19 protein-coding genes and 1 pseudogene are annotated in these 24,032 nt (G+C 38.9%); 16 read left to right on the top strand and 4 right to left on the bottom strand.

Going from position 1 to position 24,032, the window contains the following annotated elements; genetic code table 11:
* Nucleotides 1-3: 3 nt before the first annotated feature.
* From NST83_RS04185 to NST83_RS04195, 3 genes and pseudogenes are all read right to left on the bottom strand, one after another.
* Nucleotides 4-1,224, bottom strand: coding sequence for a restriction endonuclease subunit S (locus NST83_RS04185; RefSeq protein ID WP_342416679.1), 1,221 nt, complete (start codon nucleotides 1,222-1,224; stop codon nucleotides 4-6).
* Nucleotides 1,214-2,809: a type I restriction-modification system subunit M gene (locus NST83_RS04190; RefSeq protein ID WP_342416680.1), complete on the bottom strand. Its 1,596-nt coding sequence runs from the start codon at nucleotides 2,807-2,809 to the stop codon at nucleotides 1,214-1,216. Before NST83_RS04190 ends, NST83_RS04185 begins: the two co-directional genes overlap by 11 nt.
* A gap of 19 nt (nucleotides 2,810-2,828) precedes the next feature.
* Nucleotides 2,829-3,202, bottom strand: a pseudogene (locus tag NST83_RS04195) (restriction endonuclease subunit S); the annotation flags it as partial.
* A 312-nt stretch (nucleotides 3,203-3,514) separates the two neighbouring features.
* On the opposite strand from NST83_RS04195, the gene NST83_RS04200 reads away from it, so the two are divergent.
* From NST83_RS04200 to NST83_RS04210, 3 genes are all read left to right on the top strand, one after another.
* Nucleotides 3,515-6,913: a hypothetical protein gene (locus NST83_RS04200; protein WP_342416681.1), complete on the top strand. Its 3,399-nt coding sequence runs from the start codon at nucleotides 3,515-3,517 to the stop codon at nucleotides 6,911-6,913.
* A 103-nt stretch (nucleotides 6,914-7,016) separates the two neighbouring features.
* Nucleotides 7,017-8,162, top strand: coding sequence for a ParB/RepB/Spo0J family partition protein (locus NST83_RS04205; protein ID WP_342416682.1), 1,146 nt, complete (start codon nucleotides 7,017-7,019; stop codon nucleotides 8,160-8,162).
* A gap of 302 nt (nucleotides 8,163-8,464) precedes the next feature.
* Nucleotides 8,465-10,057 (top strand): DNA/RNA helicase, encoded by a 1,593-nt coding sequence (locus tag NST83_RS04210; RefSeq protein WP_342416683.1) that lies wholly within the window; start codon nucleotides 8,465-8,467, stop codon nucleotides 10,055-10,057.
* A gap of 815 nt (nucleotides 10,058-10,872) precedes the next feature.
* Here the strand turns inward: NST83_RS04210 and NST83_RS04215 are convergent.
* Nucleotides 10,873-11,385: a hypothetical protein gene (locus NST83_RS04215; protein WP_342416684.1), complete on the bottom strand. Its 513-nt coding sequence runs from the start codon at nucleotides 11,383-11,385 to the stop codon at nucleotides 10,873-10,875.
* A gap of 768 nt (nucleotides 11,386-12,153) precedes the next feature.
* Between NST83_RS04215 and NST83_RS04220 the strand changes: the two genes are divergently transcribed.
* The 13 genes from NST83_RS04220 to NST83_RS04280 all read left to right on the top strand — a co-directional run bounded on the left by NST83_RS04220 (nucleotide 12,154) and on the right by NST83_RS04280 (nucleotide 24,023).
* Complete coding sequence (locus tag NST83_RS04220; protein WP_342416685.1) at nucleotides 12,154-13,422, top strand: site-specific DNA-methyltransferase; 1,269 nt, start codon at nucleotides 12,154-12,156, stop codon at nucleotides 13,420-13,422.
* An 18-nt stretch (nucleotides 13,423-13,440) separates the two neighbouring features.
* Nucleotides 13,441-13,602 (top strand): hypothetical protein, encoded by a 162-nt coding sequence (locus NST83_RS04225; protein WP_342418049.1) that lies wholly within the window; start codon nucleotides 13,441-13,443, stop codon nucleotides 13,600-13,602.
* Nucleotides 13,603-13,668: 66 nt separating this feature from the next.
* Entirely contained in the window at nucleotides 13,669-14,412 is a 744-nt protein-coding gene (locus NST83_RS04230; protein WP_342416686.1) for a transposase, read from the top strand.
* A 158-nt stretch (nucleotides 14,413-14,570) separates the two neighbouring features.
* Complete coding sequence (locus tag NST83_RS04235; RefSeq protein ID WP_342416687.1) at nucleotides 14,571-15,416, top strand: tyrosine-type recombinase/integrase; 846 nt, start codon at nucleotides 14,571-14,573, stop codon at nucleotides 15,414-15,416.
* A gap of 175 nt (nucleotides 15,417-15,591) precedes the next feature.
* Nucleotides 15,592-17,142: a phage terminase large subunit gene (terL, locus tag NST83_RS04240; RefSeq protein WP_342416688.1), complete on the top strand. Its 1,551-nt coding sequence runs from the start codon at nucleotides 15,592-15,594 to the stop codon at nucleotides 17,140-17,142.
* A 51-nt stretch (nucleotides 17,143-17,193) separates the two neighbouring features.
* Nucleotides 17,194-18,228, top strand: coding sequence for a hypothetical protein (locus NST83_RS04245; RefSeq protein WP_342416689.1), 1,035 nt, complete (start codon nucleotides 17,194-17,196; stop codon nucleotides 18,226-18,228).
* A 168-nt stretch (nucleotides 18,229-18,396) separates the two neighbouring features.
* Complete coding sequence (locus NST83_RS04250) at nucleotides 18,397-19,704, top strand: phage portal protein (protein WP_342416690.1); 1,308 nt, start codon at nucleotides 18,397-18,399, stop codon at nucleotides 19,702-19,704.
* A gap of 778 nt (nucleotides 19,705-20,482) precedes the next feature.
* A complete protein-coding gene (locus NST83_RS04255; RefSeq protein WP_342416691.1) occupies nucleotides 20,483-21,097 on the top strand; it encodes a DUF4355 domain-containing protein in 615 nt (204 codons plus the stop codon).
* 37 nt (nucleotides 21,098-21,134) lie between these two features.
* Nucleotides 21,135-21,965 (top strand): P22 coat protein - protein 5 domain protein, encoded by an 831-nt coding sequence (locus NST83_RS04260; protein ID WP_342416692.1) that lies wholly within the window; start codon nucleotides 21,135-21,137, stop codon nucleotides 21,963-21,965.
* A gap of 97 nt (nucleotides 21,966-22,062) precedes the next feature.
* Nucleotides 22,063-22,281 carry a hypothetical protein gene (locus NST83_RS04265; RefSeq protein WP_342416693.1) on the top strand — a complete coding sequence of 73 codons (219 nt, stop codon included), beginning with the start codon at nucleotides 22,063-22,065 and terminating at the stop codon, nucleotides 22,279-22,281.
* Nucleotides 22,274-22,585, top strand: a complete 312-nt coding sequence (locus tag NST83_RS04270; protein WP_342416694.1) for a phage head-tail connector protein — start codon at nucleotides 22,274-22,276, stop codon at nucleotides 22,583-22,585. The genes NST83_RS04265 and NST83_RS04270 overlap by 8 nt, the downstream gene beginning before the upstream one ends.
* Nucleotides 22,585-22,875: a hypothetical protein gene (locus NST83_RS04275; protein ID WP_342416695.1), complete on the top strand. Its 291-nt coding sequence runs from the start codon at nucleotides 22,585-22,587 to the stop codon at nucleotides 22,873-22,875. The genes NST83_RS04270 and NST83_RS04275 overlap by 1 nt, the downstream gene beginning before the upstream one ends.
* On the top strand, nucleotides 22,872-24,023 hold the full coding sequence (locus tag NST83_RS04280; protein ID WP_342416696.1) for a hypothetical protein: 1,152 nt from the start codon (nucleotides 22,872-22,874) through the stop codon (nucleotides 24,021-24,023). Before NST83_RS04275 ends, NST83_RS04280 begins: the two co-directional genes overlap by 4 nt.
* Nucleotides 24,024-24,032 lie beyond the last annotated feature (9 nt).

A 24,032-nucleotide genomic window follows, 5' to 3' on the forward strand; every position in this document is an offset into this window, starting at 1 on the left:
TGCTTAGACAAACATCTTTTGTAGGAATGCTTTTTTCGTTTCTTTCAAGGCATCTAATTCGCATTGATGAAGAGCGATAATGTCGTCGAGTTGTTTGAGAAAGTTGCCGATTTTTAACTGTTCATCCTTGCTAGAAGTATAAGGGAATTTTATATTTTTAAAATTTTCAAAGAATAGATACTCTCTTACGCTTCCTTCAGTATTTCTTCTTACCTCATCAATAAAAAATTGCGATTTAATAAATTGTAGAATAAACTCATTATCCAGCTCCTCACTCATTTTTAAAACTACATAGAGTGAGCTCACAATTACTGTTTTATTGAGGTTGTTGAATGCAATAGAGCCAACGTTAATTCTAGCTGGATTGTACGCAAATTCATTAGGATTAACTAATTTATAAGATGCTTTATCAAGATTATCTAATCGATTCCCATTAAATTGCTCTGTTTGACTAACTAATCCCAACTTGTTACTTACAGAATATGCGGAATAATTTTCACCCATTGTATTTTTCTTACCAGCCTTAGAGATAAAGTCTTTAAACTTACGTTGTTCCCATTCTCCAGTAAACCCTGGGAAACGCACTTCCGGCACGGACTCCCCTTCTTTTGGAAACATTTTTTGCAAGAATCCCAGTTTTGTTTGTTTGAGGGTGGTTAGTTCTTGCTGATGAAAAGTGATAGTGTCATCTAGTTGTTTGAAAAAGTTGCCGATTTTAGACTGTTCGTCTTTATTAAGAGTAATTGAGATATTAATATTCTTTAGATTTCCACTTCCTAAGTTTGGAGGGTCTGTGCCTGCTAATTCATTTTCGATTTTATCCACAACAGATCTTCTTTGTAGTAATTGATAACCATATTCTGCATTTGTTGAAAAAATTAATTTTGCGACTCGCTGATTAAGCAATGCTTTTTTATCAACAATGGAAATTTTTAAAATGTGATTCAAAATGGGACGTGTTAACGCCATTACATAATCACCTTTATATAGACGATAATCTTTGTAACTCGTCCAAAATTCATCAGGGAGATAGCTAGACACACTCCAATCAATACCTTTTTTTCCTATATTAGCAATTTTCAACCATGGTATTCCAAATGAATTTGAATCTGAACTACTAAATGCATTTCCGCCAAATAGTTTAACAATATCAGAAAGCTTACTCTCTTGCCACTCCCCACTAAACTCCTCAAACCTCACTTCTGGCACACGCTTATTTCCCACGATTAAACACCTCTAATGCACCTTTGATCCATTCTGTGTTTTCTTTATCAAATTGTAACGATGAAATCATGTCATATAGGCTAGATTCTAGTTCTGATTTTTCTCTTCGAATGTCTTTGATCGTTGAGCCAATTTCAGCCATATCAACAGGTGCTTCTTCTTCCTCAAAGGTATCTACGTATCGAGGAATATTTAAATTGAAATCATTTTCTTTGATTTCATCAAAGGTAGCGACATAGGCATATTTCTTCACATCTTCTCGCTTCTTATACGTTTCGACAATCTTATCCATGTTTTCTTTGTGAAGTTTATTTTGGTTCTTTCCTTTCGTAAACTCATTACTTGCATTAATAAATAACACATCACGAGTGGTACGATTTTTCTTCAAGATAATTACTGTTGTTGGAATCGATGTCCCAAAGAATAAGTTTGCTGGCATGCCTATTACGGCATAAATACTTCCATCTTCTAATAATTTCTTCCGAATTACACCTTCTGAAGCTCCACGGAACAATACCCCGTGCGGTAAGACGATTGCCATTGTTCCCGAATCTTTCAAATGATAGAACCCATGTAACAGAAAAGCAAAGTCTGCTTTTGATTTTGGCGCTAACTTCCCGTAACGATTGAATCGAGAATCATCTAAGAATGTATCATCTGAAGACCAATTAGCTGAGTAGGGTGGGTTCATTAGGACGGAATCAAAGGTATAAGGCTCATCTGTTGGCCAATCTTTGTTCAATGTATCCCCATTGCGTAAACGCATATCTTCTTTATCCACACCATGCAAGATCAAGTTCATCTTCGCTAGATTATAGGTAGTTGTATTTAGTTCTTGTCCATGATACTTTACACTATCTGGATGGTTAATATAGTTTCGAATATTCAACATTAAGGAACCTGATCCCATGGTTGGGTCAAATACGCTAAATAGTTTCTTGTCTTCTTGACCAATTGCGGCAATACGAGCCATCATGTCAGAAACTTCATGAGGTGTATAGAATTCTCCAGCTTTCTTACCAGCTTCCGAGGCAAATTGACCAATCAAGAACTCATAGGCATCCCCAATGACATCGCCATTATGTCCCAGCACATCGACATCATTTAGTTTCTTCAGTACTTCCGTAATGGTAATGTTTCGTTGTTGATCATCTGATCCCAGTTTTTTTGATTTCAAATCCACATCATCAAACAATCCATTAAATTGATCATATTCCGTAGACAAATCGATAAAGGCTTTATTCAAGTCATTCAACTGAAACGTGTTTTGTTTCGCTTGATTGGTTAATACATTGAATAAATACTCTGGTTCAATATCATAGCCCAATGTATCCACTAACGTTTCAATCAAGTCATTTTTTATATCTCTATCTGCTAATAAATCCCTATACAATTGAGTTTGCTTTTCTTGTGTGTTGTATTCTTCTAACGATTCATCTGCTATTTCAACTACTTTTTCTAATAACTTGTCAGATAAGTACTTGTAAAAAATCAATCCTAATAAGTAGTTTTTGTATTCTGATGCATCCATCTTGCTTCGCAGGTTGTCTGCGGCACTAAATAATCTTGAGTTTAATTCAGCCATGTTGCGTTCCTCACTTTTTCTATTGTTGGTCTAATTGCCTCAATATTTCTAAATAAGTTGCTGTTCAAGTTCTGCTTGTTTCTTGGCCAAAGCTTAACGCTTCCTCAACAAGAAATATGCTTTTCCAATCGTCCGTTGTTTCTCAATACTGGGTAACTTGATTTCCAACTCTTTTAAAATCGCTGGAGTTAATATTGGTATAGTACTTCCTTGCATGGAAACTGCCATTTGCATTTTTATTGAGCGTGATTCATTCAAAGTATAACATAAATAGCTGCTATCCCATTGATCATGTTCAATCATGAGTTTCGCAAAGTTTTGGTTAATGATCTTTCCATGGTCTAAGTTACTCACTATTGCGGCTTTGGAACTAACAATGCTAAAAACAACATCTCTATCCTCAAATTTGATCCGGTCAAGGTGCTAGCTTAGTTTTAGTAAATATTATAAAAGTTAAGCCGTAACTATTTGTGCTTTATTATAGTATAAAAGAGGGGAACCGAGAGCATATCGTTCTTGGTTCTTTTACGTTTTTCAAGAACAGTTTCTCTTTTCAAAAAAAGCTGAACTAGACTCTTGAAATACGAACGTATATTCCATATAATTAAATACGAACGTTTGTTTCTGTTTGACGCACAGATACAAGACCCAACAGGATGGAACGTTCACAACTATCACACAAACCAACAAACAGGAGGCCAAAATTTGTCCAGTAATCCAACGCGCAATCAATATCAAATTAAGCTGTTCCACTTTAACGAGATCACTCATGTAGGTGACCAACTTTGTGCGCCGCAATCCAGCACTCGTCTCATCACCGTATCGAACAGCATCTATCTCGATCAACTCAAGCGAGTCGTAGCAAAACGTGATCCTTCCATTGATGTTACCGAAGTGATCTTTATGCTCAGAGCTGATCAAATTGACGAAGATGATCCAGCCCAACTTGCACTGTTTGAACGTATGTTACGAGAGGGCATCTACTATAATGGAAGGAAATATGTCCGTTCGATCAAGTCACCTGCCATGGGACGCACACAGCGAACAGAATTTATCCAAGAAAAGTATATCGCTGATCTGTATCGACACATAACACTCGGTAAAATGCCACCACTCACCAACATCCACAAGTGGGAAGCAGCACTTGGTGTGAGTCGTTCAGCAGCACAACCTGTTCCATATATCCCTCGTATTATCGTTATTCCAGATTATGAAAAAGATACGATCATTGAAGACGTATGGAAAGTGGAAAAGTGTGCTGAAGATTTAGAGCAACAGAAGTTAATATTCGAGGAAAAAACGAAGCAACGTGAATATTTCAAATCGAAGAACGAATTAAAGCCATCCAAGGAACAATTACATAAATTAGAACGTATACCGAATAAAACGATCTCGTGGAATGGCCGCACAAAGTCTGTTCCTGATCCAAAAGACTATAAAACTTTCAATGGATGGGATAAACAGAATCGTCGTGTGAAGGTGGAAGCAATTCCTTTCCCTACTCGTTCAGTTATGTATAATGACGAACTATATCCTTGCTATTCCATCGAGCAAACAGAAGAAATCCCAATCATCGTGATCAATGAAGAGTCCATCGGATTCAAGAGAGTCGAATATCCAAAGTATGAAAATAAGAATGTCCAGTTTTTTGATGGTCAAGGTTTAATGAGCTTCCAGTTTGCAGAGCGTATTGGACAACACCTGAACCTATCCTATTCACCTAATGCAGTTCAGGGAAGACTTCCATATATCAAAGGTAACTTTATCCGGTTCGATCTGTTGAAATGGTTCAATGAAAATAGTGTTACAGAAATAATAGATGTTTTTGGTGAATCACAGCCGATCATCGACAAACAGGGTCGTCCTATTGATCTCATCCTCACGAAATCCTGCTTCAAAGCATGGCATCAATACAGTGAAGGACAATCTAAGCCTAAGTGTTTGTTCGAGAGTATAACGGAATATGAAGAATTACTGAAAGTACATAATCATAATCACTTTTGGGTCGCCAATTATGCGAAGCCAGCATACCAGATGAACGCCTACACACCACTGACATATCAATATATTCATGCGCTGAATCTTACACTGAACGATTTATATCAATTAGCTATGCCTCTAATGGATGTCATCAAACGAGTATTACATGGACAAAAGAATGACATCCATGGAAAGTGGCTTCGAGATATCGCGTACACGAAAGCGTTCCTACATATGCTAGTCCAAGAAGACGATGAATCCAAAGATGTAGATGAAGAACCCGACGAACAGGAAAACGAAATAGAACAGGGTCAGAAGAAAGAGTTTATAAATGAAATTATCCAAGCTATCGATTTGAATGAATTGATGTTGTATGACGGTAATGTCCGTAAATTCATCGTGAAGCAAGCGATGCAGAAAGTGCAGGATATGTTGAAAGGTCGTATCCCGATTCGAGGTAGCTACTTTTATCTGACTAATGATCCAATAGCTTTTATGGAGCATGCCAGCGCAATTCCAGTAAAAGGTGTGCTGAAGAAGAACCAAGCTTTTATGAATCGGAAACGTGGCATGCATTCGCTATTCCGTTCACCGTTAACGATATTTAATGAAGTCGGTAAGCTAGATTTTGTACAAGTACATAACCGATATATGCGTCATTTAGATAATGTGATTGTTCTGAACTGTTGTGATTTAACACTGGCAAGACTTGGACTCGGAGATGTGGACGGAGATACGGCTCTCTGTACCAATGATCCCACCATACTCAAGGCAGTGATTAATGCGCCTACGATCATCAATGAGGATGATAAAAAAGTAGCTGCTCCAGTACCGAATCACATAGACAGTATCGTTAAGATGGAACTGAAAAGTCTACATAACCTGACGGGTAGATGTACGAATGTGAATACGTATTTTCAGAATCTGGCTTTGGAGGAAGGGAGCCTTCAAACACGCGTTTTGGAAAACTCAGTTTTAAAGTTTCTCCAGGGTCAAATCATTGATGCGACCAAAAATGGACTGGAAGTAGAGATTCCATATGTACTGGAACGTCTGGCTATCCAAATGCCATATTTCTTTCGTTTTGTTAATGGTGGCAAAGCAGAGGATTATCAGCACTCGACGAAATCGCCGTTTAATCAATTTTGTGTCAAGGCAGAAAAGTACATAGATGACAAGTTCCAGATGAAAGATGGCAAACTGGATCAGTCTATTTTAGGTATAGAAAGTACGAGACAATTGTTACAGGATATGAGCAAAGTTAGCCAGCCGAAGCTTCTGAACTATATAGCTCGTATTGAACCGCTGTATACAGAATACAACGAGCAGAAAAAACCAATTAATCATCGACGTATGCAATTTAATGAGCTGAAAAAATGGCAACGAGATAATGATACCCGAAAAGCGATCAGTGCGGAATACGCTAGGTTACGAGAGGAATACAAAGCTCAGTGTGAAGAGATCTGTCCTTATCCTTCGGTACTTGCCAGTGTTGCTGTTGAGATCGCATATCAAAACTACAGAACGTACTCCTTTGCATGGCTGTTTGTAGATGGGCTACTGGAAAATCTAAAGCAGCATGAAAATGTTTTGAAGATGGAAGTACGAAAGGTGAACAGGCTCACGAATCGTAATGTAGAAGGTAAGGAGCTTACCGTTCAAGTTGGCATCGCTACCATAGAGAATGTGGAGTTTCCATTCCATGTGCCGGACGGTGTTTATTCGTTATTTGAGATCATGGGACAATTCTTTATTGGATACGAAGCTGAAAGGGAAAGCGTAGTACAAACCAGTCATACGCCTTCTTTGCTGGATGGGAAAAGTACAAGACGAATATTGAGGAATTATCCGCTTGGCTTCAGCACTTTGAAAAAGTCTCAGGAAGAATCACAATCGATAGCTGACCAAGTATTGGGCAAGAAATTACAGGTTCAGGTGGTCGAGTACCGATATGTTCATATTGTGGATGAACAGGGTAAAGTGAAGTGTATTATTCCGAGAGATCAGGTCATTCGCCGGGATGAGGGGTTATCCTTCTTTGATTTTGATGGTGCAGCAATTGAATTTTTAACTATTGAGAAAGTCATGAAATCAAGCTTTAAGGCGATAGTCAATATCGAATAAATTGAATCATAGTGTGTCATGATAGGCGCCTGTTAACACGGGCGCTTGGGTGACAGCTAGAACGTTATATATACGAATTCAAAAATAAGGGAGATATCATCATTTGAACAACACACTAAAATTAAGCCAGATCGTTACCAACCCGAATCAGCCACGCAAGTATTTTAACGAGGAGTCTTTGCAGGAACTGGCAGCATCCATTGTAAGCGATGGTTTACAAGAAGCAATATTGGTCAGACCACTGGGAAATCAATATGAAATTGTTCAAGGGGAGCGCAGATATCGAGCAAGTCAAATGGCTGGACTGGATACGATTGCAGTGAAAGTAAAGGAATTAAGCGATGAAGAAGCTTTTCATCTATCTGTCATTGAAAATATCCAGCGGGAGCAAATGACTCCTATTGAAGAAGCCCATGCATTTTATGAGTATGTACAAAGAGGATACACGCATGATCAAATTGCCAAAAAAGTGAGCAAAAACAGAGCCTTTGTTACAAGCCGCTTAAGACTATTGAAACTATTACCTTTTATTCACGATTGGATTGCAGAGGGGTATATTTCAGATGGTCATGCCAAGCAATTATTGAAAATGGAATCGTTTTTGAACAGATTGCTAAAAAACAAACCGACCTCAAAGTTTCTTAATGAAGACGGTTCACAGAAAGAAGAAAGTCATTTTGAAAACTATCAATGGAAATTTCACAGTTCATTTTGGGAGAAGCATGACATAAAAAAAGAAAAGCTAACCGTAAACGAAGTCAAGAACTGGGTGGATGGTTGGCATTATGATTTAATCATCTCGCCTATTTTGAATTATAGGGGAATTGGCTCTGTGGTTGTTTCTAAAAATAGAGGATTCGCTTTAACCGCTCAAATGAATTGTATTATCAATCATCTTCATATCTCCAACATAACAGAAGAAGATATTGATTTTGCAGTTGTTTATGATTTGGAAAAAAATAAAGATCATTTTGATTCCGAATTCAGACCGTGGATGGTTGAAAAATTTTGGGATGAGATGCGAAATGAACTTTTTTACTCTGAGATCAACATCGAAGAGAAATGGAATTTACATAGCTTTCAAGATGAATTGAAAAAATGTAAAAGTTATAGCGATTCTTTAGAGGACAAATCATTGAAAATGTTAACGGAAGAAATCAAATTTTATAAGCAACAATTAGATCATATTGCCATAGAGAATCATGTTTCGACGGATGACATACTGGATGACTTGCTAGCCATGGAGTAAATGGTGTCACGTGACACATAGAGCGCCTGTTAACACGGGCGCTTGGGTGACACCTGATATATAGGTGTAATTCCACAATGAGAGGAGTGAACCTAAATGAGCTATTTTTATTGTTACGATATCCATTTGTTTAATTTTTTGACGAAGAAGGGTTTTTCATTTATAACGAAGGCACGACACTATAAGACGAATGTTTTATTTTCCATGTATCTGAAAACGCCAGAACTATCTGTAGCCATTGATGAATGGGAAGCAACAAATCATTAAAATGTAGATGTTAGAAATGATGTGAGGAGCATTTGATGAGAATTGATGATTATAAGCCAAAGCAAAATGTAACTGAGAAGATAAACGGGGAGGAAGTTGAATGGAAAAATGGAGATATCATTTTAATAAGCAGTGGGACGGCATCAGGTAAATCCTATTTTATTCGAAATAAGCTGGAACAATTAGCGGATCAGCAAAATGTGAACATACTTTTATTGGTCAATCGAAAGAATCTGTATAAACAGAATAAAGAAGCTATCGACAATTCACTGTTTTCAAGAATCAAAGTGGAATTATATCAAACAATTGAAAATCAGCTTAACGAAGGGAAAGAGTACGATTTTTCTCCCTATACATACATCGTGTGTGATGAGTCGCATTACTTTACTACGGACAGCGGATTTAATGATAATTCCGATGATTCTCTTCAAGCTATACTCGGTCTACAGTCTCAAATTAGGATTTTTATGTCCGCAACGGGCCATGTGTTATTCTCTTACATAAAGGATCATTACAGATATAAACTCAAACGAACCGAAAATAAAATATGGACGTACTCCATTCCAAGAAAATTCAATCAAATTGCATCGTTATCCTTCTACAGAGACTTTTATGCAGTAGAAAAACTAATTGAACGGAAATTCAATAAAGCTAACGATAAAATTATATATTTTGCAGACACGATCCAAAAGGCTTTTGAGCTTTACCAGAAGTATGACGATTCATTATTCGTATGCAGTAAAAGCAGCAGAAACAAAAAGTATCTCAAACATGTAGACGATGATCAAGTGGAATCCATGGTCAAACAAAATAGGTTTGACTGTAAATATCTATTCACGACGACGGTTCTTGATAATGGTTTTGATTTGAAGGATGAGCAAATTAAATTAATTGTATGCGATATATTTGACGTGGATACGATGCTACAGTGTATTGGGCGAAAGAGATTCAAGAATGACCAGGATAAGGTTCATGTGGTGTTGCTGAATAAAAATAATCGAAATTTGAATAATTACTTGAATTCAGTCCAGATGAAACTGGATGAAGCAGACGCTTTTATACATGGTGGAGTTGAGGAATGGAAAAAGCTAGTGGGTAAATTTTCGAGGAAATCCAATTACATCATTAAAGACAACGCAACAAGTGATGGCAAATATATATCGAAGAAGACAGTGTCCAGAGTTAAATATCTTCAAGCTGTAGCTACGAGAGATCGGCTTAAAGCAATGCTGGATCAGAATAGAGAAACCAATAATTTCAGGGAGGAAACTGGAGGGAAAAAGGAAAGCGATGCCTATATGATGTACATTTCGAACTTATTACATAAAAATAAAATCACGTTGATTGAGAAACGATTTGAGCAAGAAGAATTATGTAGCTATTTAGACACGATAGTCGGTAAAAGAATATACAAAGAGGGTCAGAAACAAGTCATTGAAAAATTTGATATCAAGGATTATCGAGGCAGATTACAAAAGAATATTAGCCAATTACAATCCTACCTCCAATCGAATCAATTAAAATATGCGATTGCTAGTTTTCCAGATAACCGAAAAAAGTTAGAAGATGGAAGCAACAACCCCCATAAAGGGAAGCGATATTGGTTGGTTAGCAAATTTAACGGATAGTCGGTTGTAACAAAAAAATCAAATTTTTCTCATTTTCGATATTGCCAAAAAGGTAGTACATATAAGGATTTTTTTAATCTTGGACAGCAAATTGTGGAGTAATGCTATATATATACATGTATCCATGATTTGCTGTCCAGATGATAGAAAAGTCAATAAAATCAACCGTTTTATGAAATGTAAAAAAGCAAAAAAATGAGACAACCAAAATTGAGCCGCAAAAGGGTGAATTGCCGAAGGCAAGAGGGGAAACGGCGGCTGGTCGATGAATACCGTTTACGAAGCGTAGCGAAGTGGTTTTTATCGAGATGGTGAGAGAGTTTCCCTTTATGTGGGTACAACGTTAAGATCCAAAGAAACCGTCAACAAAAATTTGTAAACAAATTATTTCTTTCCGTAGCCATCCAACATCGTTGGCTGTCTTCATTTTATTTTTTGAACATGATAGTTGACGTGACCCTACTTTTCTATATATAGGGGAAACTGGGGTCAGTCCATTGATATAGCCTAAACTTAGAAAGAATGAAATGAGAAATGGAGAAATGATGTTTACTCATACCCAAGACACTTACTCATTTGTAGTCATGTTGCTTATTTTTAAATTTTTGATTTACAGGTTGAAATTAATCTTGCTGAATTGGACTATTATTCGCAAAATTTTAAAGTTGCATTAAACTATTGGCACATTCTTTGAAATGCTCACTTTTTTAGAGTTATCCTTACTTATAATAAATGCCCCTTACTACATAATATAGAACTATGCAGCAGGGGCATATCACTCAATGCTAAATCAGCTTACAGCACTTGTATTTGAATTACAATTCATTTCTTGACGATGCTAGTTTACCGTAAGCTTGACCTGACATTTTAGTATTACTCGTATTATAAGTAGCATAAAATTCGCCAGTAGGCCAAGCTGAACTGCTAATCCAACTAAAAGTGTCTCCGGGAGCTATCTTTACTTCAGTTCCACTCATAATCGAACCACTAGCTGAGCCTTTGTGTACGGCGAATTTAATCGCTTCACTACCTGTATTCCTTACCCATAATTTAACATAACCCAATCCCGCAGGAATGGAAAAATACGATGTCTGTGTTTGACCGGATAATGTTGTGTCAAACACAGACATCGTTTGTTGAGGAGTAATAACATGATCCCCTACTGTTGGTGTAGTCACATCAGTCGATGTGTTTGCAGATTGGGAAACTGCTGCTGAATCAGTTGAAGCTGGTGTAACATCCGTAGTGGCTGCGGCAGAAGCAGTTAATGGAATGGCAACAGCTAAAGACAAAACAGATAATAATGAAGCTTTTTTAATGTTTTTCATACTCATAAGCCCACTTTCTTTGATTTTTTTCCTGCACGCTTTATCAATCAACCAGTATGTATAGAAACTATTAGAGTATTCATGATCAATAAAGTTTTTTTACAGGTAGTTATATACATTTACATTATAAGTCTTTTATTGTAATTGTTCAACAAAAAATTGGGCAATGATTCCATTATCCTAATATGGCACGCTTCGGAATTAAACCGCGCAAGGGTTCCACACAGGCTGTTCATGTTTCCGTTGGTTAACTGGTTCCTTGCTGCCGTGCCATAAAGCCCCGGAAGAACCGGGAAAATGATTCATGTCGGAAGCTCTGCTGCGAGCAGTTTGAGAATCGGCAGTGTCGCGATGAGTTGGCTTCAGACTCGTTTGTACATACTTGCCGTGCTGTGCGGCATGCTCCTCGTCATGAAGATGCAGGATGCCGTCCTTACTCAAAAATGCAAAACGTGGTTGTGTATATAAAAATGTGTCACGTGACACAATGTTGAAAATTTAAAAGTACATATTACACACGGGAACTCTGGCTATGAGCAAGGGTTCCTTTTTCATTTTGGAAAGGAGAAATCAGGATGATGATATTGTTACTAGCATTAGCTATAGAAATCTGTATTTGGCTTAGCATATTCTTCACTGTAATTCTGAATGAGAGAAGAATGAGCCGAATTGGAAATAAAATTCGTAAACGTAGAAACGTTAATTCCATACATAAAAAACGCCAGAAATAATGAGAAAGCTGTAGACATAAAGGAGCAAGTGATATAAATGAAATGGATGAAATTGAAGATCGATCAACTGGTACATGCGGAATATAATCCAAGGAAGGATTTAAAAGCGGGTGATCCAGAGTTTGAAAAGATCAGGAATAGTGTCCTCGAATTCGGTTATTGTGAACCGATTATTTGTAATAGCGATTATACCATCGTGGGAGGCCACCAACGTGCTAAAGTTTTGAAGGCACTCGGTTACAATGAAGTTGATTGCGTCATAGTCGATGTGAATAAATCGAAAGAGAAAGCCCTGAACATAGCGCTCAACAAAATTACAGGAGAGTGGGACTTTGAGGCACTGGCTGGATTATTAGATGAGTTAAAAGAAGCAGAATACAATATTGAGCTAACGGGCTTTGATTGGTCAGAAGCGGAGAAGTTGCTGGATACATTACACGAAGAAACAGTGGATGAGGAAGATGATTTTAATGTAGAAGAAGCATTACCTGAACATCCGATAACTCGTAAAGGGGACATCTGGCTACTTGGTAAGCATAGGCTCATATGCGGAGACTCAACTAATCGGCAGGATATCGCAACGTTAATGGGTGGCAAGAAGGCTCAGCTCATTGTGACCGATCCACCTTATAATGTGGACTACACAGGTAAGACGAAGGACGCATTGAAAATAGAGAACGATAAGATGGACAATCACCAGTTTTATGATTTCCTATTGGCTGCCTATACTCAAATGTATGAAGTAGCTGATGACGGAGCAAGTATCTATGTATTCCATGCTGATAGTGAGGGCTTGAATTTTAGGAAGGCATTTATCGAAGCTGGATTCAAACTAGCACAATGCTGTATCTGGGCAAAGCAAGCCATGGTACTCGGTCATTCTCAATATCATTGGATGCACGAACCCGTATTGTACGGTTGGAAGCCGACAGGTGGACACTACTGGAATAGTGATCGTAAGCAGACAACCTTATGGCAATTTGATCGCCCCTTCCGTAATGAATATCATCCCACGATGAAGCCGATTCCCCTGATTAGCTACCCAATTAAAAACTCAAGCAAGCTTGGCGATATCGTATTTGATCCATTTGGCGGTTCAGGTTCAACGTTGATTGCTTGTGAGGAAACGGATCGAATTTGCTATACCAGTGAGCTTGATCCCAAATATGTGGATGTGATTGTGAACCGATATATTGCCCACGTTGGAAGCGATAGTGGTGTATATTTGATTCGGGATGGTAAGCGGTATAGCTATCATGAAGTTGTTGCTGAGTCGGCAAGGTCAGAGGTATCATGTGCTGACTAAACCGAAAGGGTGATTGAGTTGGGTAAGGCAAAAGTGAATATGGTGATTCGATTCCTAAAGGGCATGCAAGCCGAAAAGGTAAATGTGCTAGGGGCTGAGGAAGCTCGGGAGGATAACGTGTTGATTCAGAAGGTGATTGAGGATATCGAGTTGTTTTACGAGGCTGAGTTGGAAGGGTAAGCTGATACATATGGGGAATGGGCTATTATGGTCTGTTCCCTTTTTTTCGTGCTGGAGGTGAACAGAATGAGCAAAAATAGTGACAAACCCAAAAGAAACAAGCCTAAGATACTGACCAAGTACGATCAATTTGTTGTGCCAAGACTCAGGGATATTCCCGTTTGGGTACGTGAAGGAGCAACAGATGAGGAGATTGCGAAGCGATTAAATATTCATATTTGGACATTAGGCGATTATCGCAGGAAGCATCCCAAATTTGCTGAAGCATTGGAACGTCCAACCAAGTGGGAGACACATGTATATCCTAGACTAGCGGAGATTCAACAGTGGTTTGAAGAAGGCGTGAATGCAGAGGACATTATCAGGAAACTCGATATAGGTAAAACGACTTGGTACGAGTATATAGATAAACATCCGATGCTGGCTGAACTAGTCAAATGGAGCAGATCTGTGCCTATATCCCACGTAGAAAATTCACTATTGAAAGCTGCTACAGGATATGAATATGAAGAAATTAAAACGATTATTGAAGAGGACAAAAATGGAAAAAAGAAGACGCGTATCGAGAAGGTGAAACGATATCAGCCTCCCAATCCGACAGCGATGATCTTCTACTTAAAGAACCGCGCACCCAACGAGTGGAATGATCGACGTGAGCTGGTGGTGAATACGAAAGCACTGGAACAGGAACGCAAGCAGCTATTTCTGGATATGATCGAAGCGGATGTGGTGGATGCCGACTATGAAGCTATTGAGGAATCAATAGAGATTGAGGAAGGATATATGGAGCCGGATGATTCACAGTCATAACGTTATGCCGTCAGTATTTGTATAGATAAACGCCAGTTTCAGCCCTAAATTAGCCTGTAAATTGCCCGAATTCAGTGCATAAGATAGGTTATGGATGGAGTGGACTTTGCCCCACATCAACGGTATGATGTGACACACAAGCGAAGGGTGGGGCGAATATGGAGTATATTAAAGGGTTTGAAGCACATTTACGGAGCAAGGATCGAAGCAAGAATACGGTTTCCTGCTATATTAGGGATGTATTACAGTTCATAGCTTGGTATCGGGGCAAGACGGAATATGGACTGGACAAGTGGATTGAACTGGATGGGGTAGAATACAAGAAATATCTGCAAAGCACCAATCAAGCGATACTCACCATCAACCGCAAGATCGCCAGCGTCAACGTATTTGCACAGTGGATGCATCAGCAAGGATATATTAAGGAAGAAATACATATCGAAGCGGTCAGAAACAAGGTTGTTCGGCAGTATAAGGGTCTTGAGGAAAAGGATTTGTGGAAGCTGAGAAATGAAATTCACCGTATGGGTAATCGTATGCACATTTGTATGATTGAATTGTTGCTGGGAACAGGGATACGGGTAAGCGAATTGGTTGGTATCAAGCTGAAAGATATTGAAATCAGTGAACGCAAAGGGTTATTGAAGGTATTCGGTAAAGGGAATTCCTTTCGTACCATTCCATTGAATAAGGATGTACGAAAAGCCATTACTCGGTATCTTGAAGTCAGGTCACAGGTTGATTCGGAATATCTATGTATGGGGCAGCGTGGAGCATTAGAGCGAAATGCGATCAACCTGATTCTGAACAAATACGGAGATCGGATCAATGTAAAGGTGACACCACATATGCTCAGGCATACGCTTGGCTATAAGTTGGTGAAAACGACTCCTTTGACGACCATCCAGCAAATCCTTGGACATGATCACGTAGCAACAACCAATATTTATACCCTAACAACACAGCAGGATATGGCTGAAGCTTTGGCAAATATCGAGTGGTGATGAGCCACTCTTTTTGTCGTGGAGGGAGGGGTTCTTCTATGTAGATAAACGGAGCTGCCAGCAAAGGGTGCAGAGATTTTTGTGATAATTTTACAGTAAATATGAGAAAGGAGCCAGAACAATTGAAACAATAAAGCAAGAAGAGCAGCGACAGGCTGAGCTGCTTAAGCAGTATATGGAGAAGCATTTCAAGCCGCCCAAAATGAAACAACTGATCGAAATGTTCTCTTTCTCTGAACTAAGAAAGCTTATCGGGGAGATGGACATTGAGTTTTTCGCTTTAGCCTATTTTCCTAAATACTTTGATCGAGTATTTGGCAAGTTTCATAAAGAGTTATTCACGGAATTAAGACATATGCTTGCCCATACTGGACTGATTACAGCTTTTGGTCTCCCAAGGGAGCATGGAAAGTCAACGATCAGTTCTTTTCTATTTCCTCTATATGCGACTTTATATGATAAATCACAGTTCACACTTATTATATCAGCGACAGAGCAGATTGCATTGCCGTTTTTGGATATGATCAAAGACGAACTGGAAACAAATCAGATGCTGATTGAGGATTTCGGCATTCGTAAAGGGAGCCGCTGGAATAACAATGAAATATGGCTCAAGAGTAAAGGTGGACTGGACTCATGTATTATGATTCGCGGGATTGACGGTAGTTTGCGAGGTATCCATTATAAGCACCATCGTCCTACCTTGGTTCTAATGGATGATTTGCTTAAGGAGGATACTGCACGATCCGAGGCCAAACGAGAACAGATTAAAAATACATTTACGGATGTTATTCTTCCTATTGGCACAAGAGATACAAATATTCTGATCTGTGGAACGATTCTCAACGAAGAAGATATCATGGCTGATCTGCTCAAAGGGAAGATACCAGGTGTGAGAAGTGTCCGTAAAGCAGCCGTGCTTCAGTTTTCAGAGCGGGATGATCTATGGTCAGAGTGGGAGCGACAATATAATAATCTCCAAGACGAGGATAGGATCAATACAGCTTTGTCTTTCTTTATGGCGAATGAGGAGGAAATGCTCAAAGGTACGGAAATCCTGTGGAGCGAGTATTTGGATTATTATTATTTGATGTGCAAGAAGCAAGCGATGGGAGAAAAGAGTTTCTACAAAGAATTACAAAACGACCCGCGTTCAACAGACGAATACATTTTTCAAAATCTCATGTATTGGGACAGATTGCCTGAGTTCGAAGACATGGAACTTGCCATGTACATTGATCCAGCCATTAAAGCTGGGAAGAAAAACGACTATTCGGCCATTTCAATTATTGGGCAGCACAGGAAGACGAAGCAAATGTATGTCATCGACGGCGAAATCTATAAACTGTTGCCGGATGATTTGTTTCAAGTGGCTATTGAAAAATTAAAGCTTTATCCTATAGATAAGCTGGGTTTTGAGGTGAATCAGGCACAGAGCTATATGAAGCAAAAGTTTGAAGAAGAGCTATGGAAGGCGAAGATACATATACCCGTAGAAAGTGTTCATTCCAAGGGGCAGAAGCATGAACGCATTATGAGCTTGGAGCCGGAAGTGAAGAAGGGTTATATTCTGTTCAATGCAGCGAATATTCGATATAATAACCAGATAAAGGATTATAACCGAAACTGCCAATATGATGATGCGCCGGATAGTTTGTATGGGGCTGTTCAATTGATTCAGTCTGTGAAAAGTCTGGTATTTTATGATCGTAGTTTGCTATTTTAGTTATATAAAAATCAGATTTTGAATTTATTAGCTAAGAGAGGAAATTTGCAAATGGATAGAGTAGCACCGAGCCGAACAATAAATCAGCTTCACTTTGAAGATCTAGATCCTATACGTTTCGAAGAATTAATACTATCAATTGCTTATCGAACTAATCGCTGGTTAGAGATCAATCATTTTGGAAAGAAAGGCTCTGATGATGGCATTGACATAGAGGCTATTGAGGAATTAGATGCAGGTGTTCATAGACGGTGGTATTTCCAATGCAAACGATATAAAAAAATTACTTTAAAACAACTAAAGGACATTGTAGATGATGTTATAGTGAACAAACTAGGTAAACCAGATATTCTAGTTATAGCGGTATCATGTGCTGTGAGAAAAGCAACTATTGAATCTTTTAAAGAATATGCTGCCACCAAAGGAATTGGACATGCGTCAATTTGGACAAGTACAGTAATTGAAGCAAAGTTATATGCTGAGTATCATGATTTGTTATTTTCATATTTTGGCATTAGTTTATCTTCAGAAAGAAGAAATCGAATTGCAACAGTCAGAAGGAATATAAGTTTAAAGGAAAAAATGAAAAAGGATTTCTTGAAAAGAGTCGCGGAAATGTCAGAGGATGTTTGGGAACGAATTAAGCATCCTTATAAGAAATTTAAATCCTCAGAAATACTCATACGTTCTGTTGATGATACTTTTTATCCCGAGAATATCCCTGACGAGTTGGGGAACTATCCCTGGTATAAAGTTGAATCTTATGATTTTTATCATAACGGCATAAGGGTGATTATCGGTATTAGGGAATTATTTATAGATAGAGAAAACAATTGGGGGATTATAAAAAATCACAGTGAAAAAACATATGATCAATATCATCGGGTTAAAGCTTTTGAAATAGGGAATATCCCATTTAGTAACATTATAGAGTATGATATAAATGGTGATGAGTTTTTTATATACCCTCACTTATTCTGTGACTTTTCAAATCAAGGACATCCTTATGAAAGTATTGATTACGTTGTAGAGAATAAAGATGGGGGACATGTTTTTTTAGATAGAAGTAGAAGGATATTAATTTAAGTCTGAAATTTTTTTCTGAAATGAAACAATTGATAAGGGCAGAAAGTCCACTTTCGAATTTTAAAGCAGTACTATTTTGAAACGGGTGAATTTAACAATTTACTATAACTAACTTAAATCCTCAGTCCGTGTGATTGAGGATTTTCTGAGTCTAAGGGGATAAAAGAATTGCAAATAACCGAACAAATCATTATAAAATGTCTAAATGAACTCCAATCGACTGCATTAGCCAAACAGAAATGTGCAGATTACTACAATGGTCAGCATGCCATTCTCAAGAACTATGCGATGCAAGAAAGCCGAAGCAATCAAAAGCTCATTTTCAATTTCCCACGTAAGTTCGTAGATAATGAAGTGGGTTATCTGCTCGGTAAGCCAGTAAACTATGTGTCCAAGTCGGATCAGGACGAAGCTATACATAATATAGATGTACATATGAGTCATTGGGATAAGGAGCATAATCTACAGCTTCGGAAACAATCTGAAATATTCGGTGAAAGTATTGAATTGAATTATATCGACTCCGATGGCCAGTTTTCAGCTATAGTATTATCCCCTTTGAATGCCTATGTGTTGGAGGACGGAACAGCAGAAAGAAACGTATTACTTGGCCTACATAAATTTACGAGACGATTTGATAAGCAAGCATATCTGGACGTGTATACTGACCATGAAATTCTACACTATACAATCGGCAGCGATAGTAAACCTAATCAGAGTAAGCAGAACCAAGCATCTGAATTAAAATATATCGGCAAACACAATCACATCTTTGGAAGAGTCCCGCTTATCTCCTGTCTAGCCAATACGGAGAGAAAAAGTGGCTTCCATGATGTGATTTCTTTATTTGATGCCTATAACGCATTGAATTCCGATTTGGTCAATGAAATTGCAGATCACCGCAATGCCTACCTGGTGATTGAGAATGCCAAACTGGAAGCAGAGGACTTATTGAATATGAAGAAGATGGGTATTATTCAGGTTCCCGCTGGTGGGAAGGTAAGTTGGCTTACGAAAGAGATTAACGATTCCTTTGTGAAGAATGAATTGGATAACATCGAACGCAAAATTTTCGACATGATGGATCAGGTTAATTTTAATGAAAACTGGGCCAGTAATACATCTTCCTTAGCTCTGCGAAATAAGTTGCTAAATTTAGAGAATCGAGTAGCAATGCGTGAAGCCTTAATGGAGAAGGCAATCAAGCAGCGATTACGGAATTTCTTCACGTTCCTGCACATTAAAGAAGGCGTTCAATATGATTACCGGGATATCGCCGTAAAATTCACAAGAAACTTGCCAACAGATTTGGTGGGGATGGCAGATGTGATTGTGAAACTGAAAGAAGTGGTCTCACAGGAAACATTGCTAACACTGTTACCGTTTGTAGAGAATCCCAAGCTGGAATTCAATAAATTTCATTCGGAACAGCAACGATTAGTTGGTACGGATAAGGAGAAATCGGATGCAGAATAAAAATAGTATCAAGCGGTTGGTTAAGAATAATTGTGCATGCTATCTTGGAGCAAAGCATGGTATTCAAAACTATTGCTGTTTACAGGATGGTCCATGTGTATTTTTCGCTCAAGATGATTCTCTTCCCCGTTGTACCTATTTTGAAAATGGAGTTTTGCCAATGGATGAGAATCTGGATCAAGAGTATAAGTCTGATCGGAATGTAGAATCTGAATTTAAGACAGCGAAATCGAGGGTGAACTGTACACGTTGCGGAGAAACATTTTCGGCAAATTCGAATCGGCAGAAATATTGTGAGAAGTGTAGAGGTAAGGCGAGAAAAGAAAATATTAGGATACGTGTTCGGAAGTTCAGACAAAAAGACGACTCGATGTAACGCTTTAGAGGTGGAAAAATCCCTATAAACAAAGGGTTGAAAATAGGCAAAAATGAGGAGTTGGTATGTTCGTACCTTTTCGTCACTTTTGCGTTTTCTAATGCGTTACATGATTATCTTGAGCATGATATTCAATATGATACGGTTCCAGCATACATATACGTTTCAGAAGTTTAGGCAAACAATAGGGTGGATGTAACGCTTTAGGCTATCCAAAAGCCGTATAAACAAAGGTTTAAAAATATGCAAAAGTGGGGAGTTGGTATGTTTGTACCTTCTCCTCGTTTTGTGATTTCTAAAGCGTTACATTGCTGTCCTGAGCATGACATTAAAAGGCTCCATACATACATAAGCGTGTTCGGTTCTGAGGAGGCGGATGGGCAATAAAGGAGATTAACGAAAGTGAAATTGGAACAAGTGAAGCAGTTGATTGAAGAAAACCAAACAAAGGAGGAATGGAAAACGTATCTTCAGGGTTTGAATCCGTATAGCGTAGAAGGGATAGAGCAATTCATTCAATCTAATCATGAAGCAAGAAGTTGGTTCGATAGCTCGGTGGATAAACGATCCGCCAAGTCGTTGGAAACATGGAAAGCTAATCATTTGGAAAGTGCAGTGGACGCTGAGATTAAAAAGCGGTTCCCGGCGAAGGATGAGAAAGAAATAGAAGTTGAGAAACTACGAGCCGAAGTGGAGCATATGAAGCTGGAGAAACAGCGTGAACGGTTAACCAGCCAAGCGGTAAAAATAGCATCCGAGAAGAAACTTCCACTCCCGTTAGTGGATTTTTTTATTGGTGCAGATGAAGAGGCGACGACAACGAATTTGGCTATGTTGGAACAATCGCTGCAATTGGCAATACAACAGCAAGTCGAGCAACGTCTTAAAGGAGATGGATATACACCTCCTGTGAATTCAACAGGTAGAACATTTACATTGGATGCGATTAAAGGCATGTCGCCAAACGAGATTAATCAGCATTGGGATCAAGTCAAGCAAGCATTACAAAACAAATAATAATCAAATTAATAGAAAAGGACAGGGTGATTAGAATATGACAGTACAGAATTTTATTCCTACGATTTGGAGCGCACGTTTAAATGAAAGTTTGAAGAAGAACTTGGTGTACGGTAATGTGGTCAACACCGATTATGAAGGTGAGATTAAAGGTCAGGGTTCCACAGTGAAAATCAATTCGATTGGGGCGGTAACCATTGGCAACTATGATAAGGTGGCAGGAATCGGGAATCCGCAGGAACTGGATGCTACGCAAAAGACGTTGGTGATTGATCAGGCCAAGTATTTCAACTTTCAAGTGGATGATGTAGATGCTGCACAAGTGAATGTGAATCTACTAGATGGTGGAATCGTGGAAGCCTCCTATGGGCTGGCCAATGTAGTGGATCAGTATCTTGCTGGATTCTATACGGAGGTCAGAGCTGAGAATACAATTGGCAATGATGCAGCACCCGTAATTCCAACTTCTCCAACGGCGTATGATTTGCTGATTGATTTGGGCGTTTTGCTGGATGAAAGTAATGTACCGGAAAGCGAACGTTTTGTAGTAGTTCCTGCATGGTACTATGGTTTGCTACTGAAAGATGCACGTTTTACCAAAGACCCGAACATTATCCGCACAGGCTATGTCGGAGATATTGATGGAATGACGGTATATAAATCCAACAATGTACCAAATACAGGAGGAGCTAAGTATAAAATCATTTCAGGTCATAAGAGTGCCATTTCGTTTGCAGGGCAAGTGGATTCGGTGGAAGCCTTCAGACCGGAGAAACAATTTTCGGATGCAGTGAAAGGGTTACAGGTATTCGGAGCTAAATGTATCAAGCCGGAGGCTCTTGCTGTGCTTACAGCGAATAAGTCTTAATTGAAAGTGGATGATATGAGAACACATTATAATAGAAGAAACACGTTTAGGGTGTCCGTTTTGGATGCCCTTATTTTTAATTTTGGAGGGTGATAAGATGTGGTTTTTGAATCAAGAAACAGGCTGCACATGGGAAGTAATGGATCAGGAGCTGACGCTGCGTTTACAGGCTAGTGGGCATTATGAGCAAGTGGAGGAACCTCAACCAGATGAGACTAAGCAAGAAGCAGCCCAAACGAAAGTACAAGCTACCAAGAATATGAAACGTACCGAGAAGGCACAGATAAAGGAGGAACAGGAGACAGCACATGAGTGAGCTAATGAATTTGATGAAACGATTATTGAGTATGGAGCCAACAGATGCCTCTAAAGACGATATCCTGATCCATTATTTGAATAAAGCAAGGAGTAATATTTATGGCTATTGTAACCTGGTAATGCTACCTGTGGAATATGATCATATCATGGTCGATTATGCGGTGTATCTATTTAAAAATCGGGATTCGGTTGGCCTGACAAATAAGCAGGAAGGTGAACGCTCAGCCGCCTATGAAGCAGGCATTCCGGCAAGTATTCGGCTTGCTCTACCCCTGCCTAAAATCAAGGTCGGGACAGATTAATGTTCTATGATACGAAGTTGGAAATTTTAGATGCTACTCATTTCAAACCTGTTCTGTCAGTGATGGCAGATGTACAACCTTATCGCAAAAGCTTTTCATTTGAAGATGGTTATATACTAGAGACAACATATCGAGCTTTCTGTCCACTGGAATCCTTATTGCAATTAAACGGCTATGTTCGAATCAGCAAGAATGTCTTTATTATTTTGGACATAAAAGAATGGAGCGATTATGTGGAATTATACCTGTATCGCTGTAAGCCGGATTTTGGATTGGGGGAAGAGGAATGACACGGAGCTTAGAATCCATGCTGGATTTCTTTCTGCGAGAGAAGGGAGAGCTTGTGCATATCAATAGTGTGCGTCAACTTACTCTCATTCGAGATGCGACAAATCATATTCAAATGACCGATGAAAAAATCATTCGTGCAGCAACACCCTTACATACAGGTGATACCGTGGATTATCGTGATGAACGGTATCTGATCACCAGTCAGGTGGATCAAAATGAAAAGTCGTGTCGAGGCAGGATGCGAAAATGTAATCAACGGTTGGCTTTAAACTGGAGTGGACAGGTGAAATGGTTTGATGCTGTGGTGGAAGCCAGAACGTTTTCAACGGAAACAGGTAAAGTTATCTCCATGCCAGAGGGCAACATCCTGGTTACCGTACAAGACAATATAGGTACGAGGGGTATTACATTAAGCCAACGATTTTATATGACTCATCAGCCATTTAAAGTGACTGGAATTGACCGCACGATGAATGGCATCATCCAGTTAAGCTGCACATTGGATAGCATAAATACAGCTTATGATGACGTGGAAAATAACATTGCAGACAGATGGAAGTACGAGATTGCTCATACATATGCATTACATATTCATCAGGGAACGATAGCCTATGTACGACTAAACGAAACGTTACCGTTGAATGTGACCGCTACGGATAATGGGAATGAGTTGGCTAATCCAGCCATAACTTTCATTTCGAGCGATCCGAACGTGGTTAGTGTAGACCAGCACGGTCAGGTTATGGGTATCGCTTTGGGACAAGCAAGCATCAATGCGAAATTAACCTATCACCCAGCAGTACAAAGTAGTATTGAAATGAGAGTTGTCGAAACAGGAACGCATATCTATTCGATCACCATTACCGGCAGTCCTACGCTTAAAACAGGCCAGAGTGCCTCATACGTCAGTCATATCTATGATCATGGAACAGAGGTGTTTGACCAGTCTGTGGAGTGGAGCCTACGAAATCAAGATGATTCAACTCCGATCATGGGAAGCATAACAGCCAGCACAGGAAATAGTGTTACCATAAAAGCAGGAAGCAGTAGCGGGGCGAACAATAAAGCCCTTGTACTGACTGCCACCTTAGTAAGCGATCCTAGTATTACCATAGAAAAGACCATTAGCCTTAAGAATTTATTTTAATCTTTATTA

Source organism: Paenibacillus sp. FSL R10-2782 (assembly GCF_038592985.1).
Classification (GTDB): Bacteria; Bacillota; Bacilli; order Paenibacillales; family Paenibacillaceae; genus Paenibacillus; species Paenibacillus terrae_C.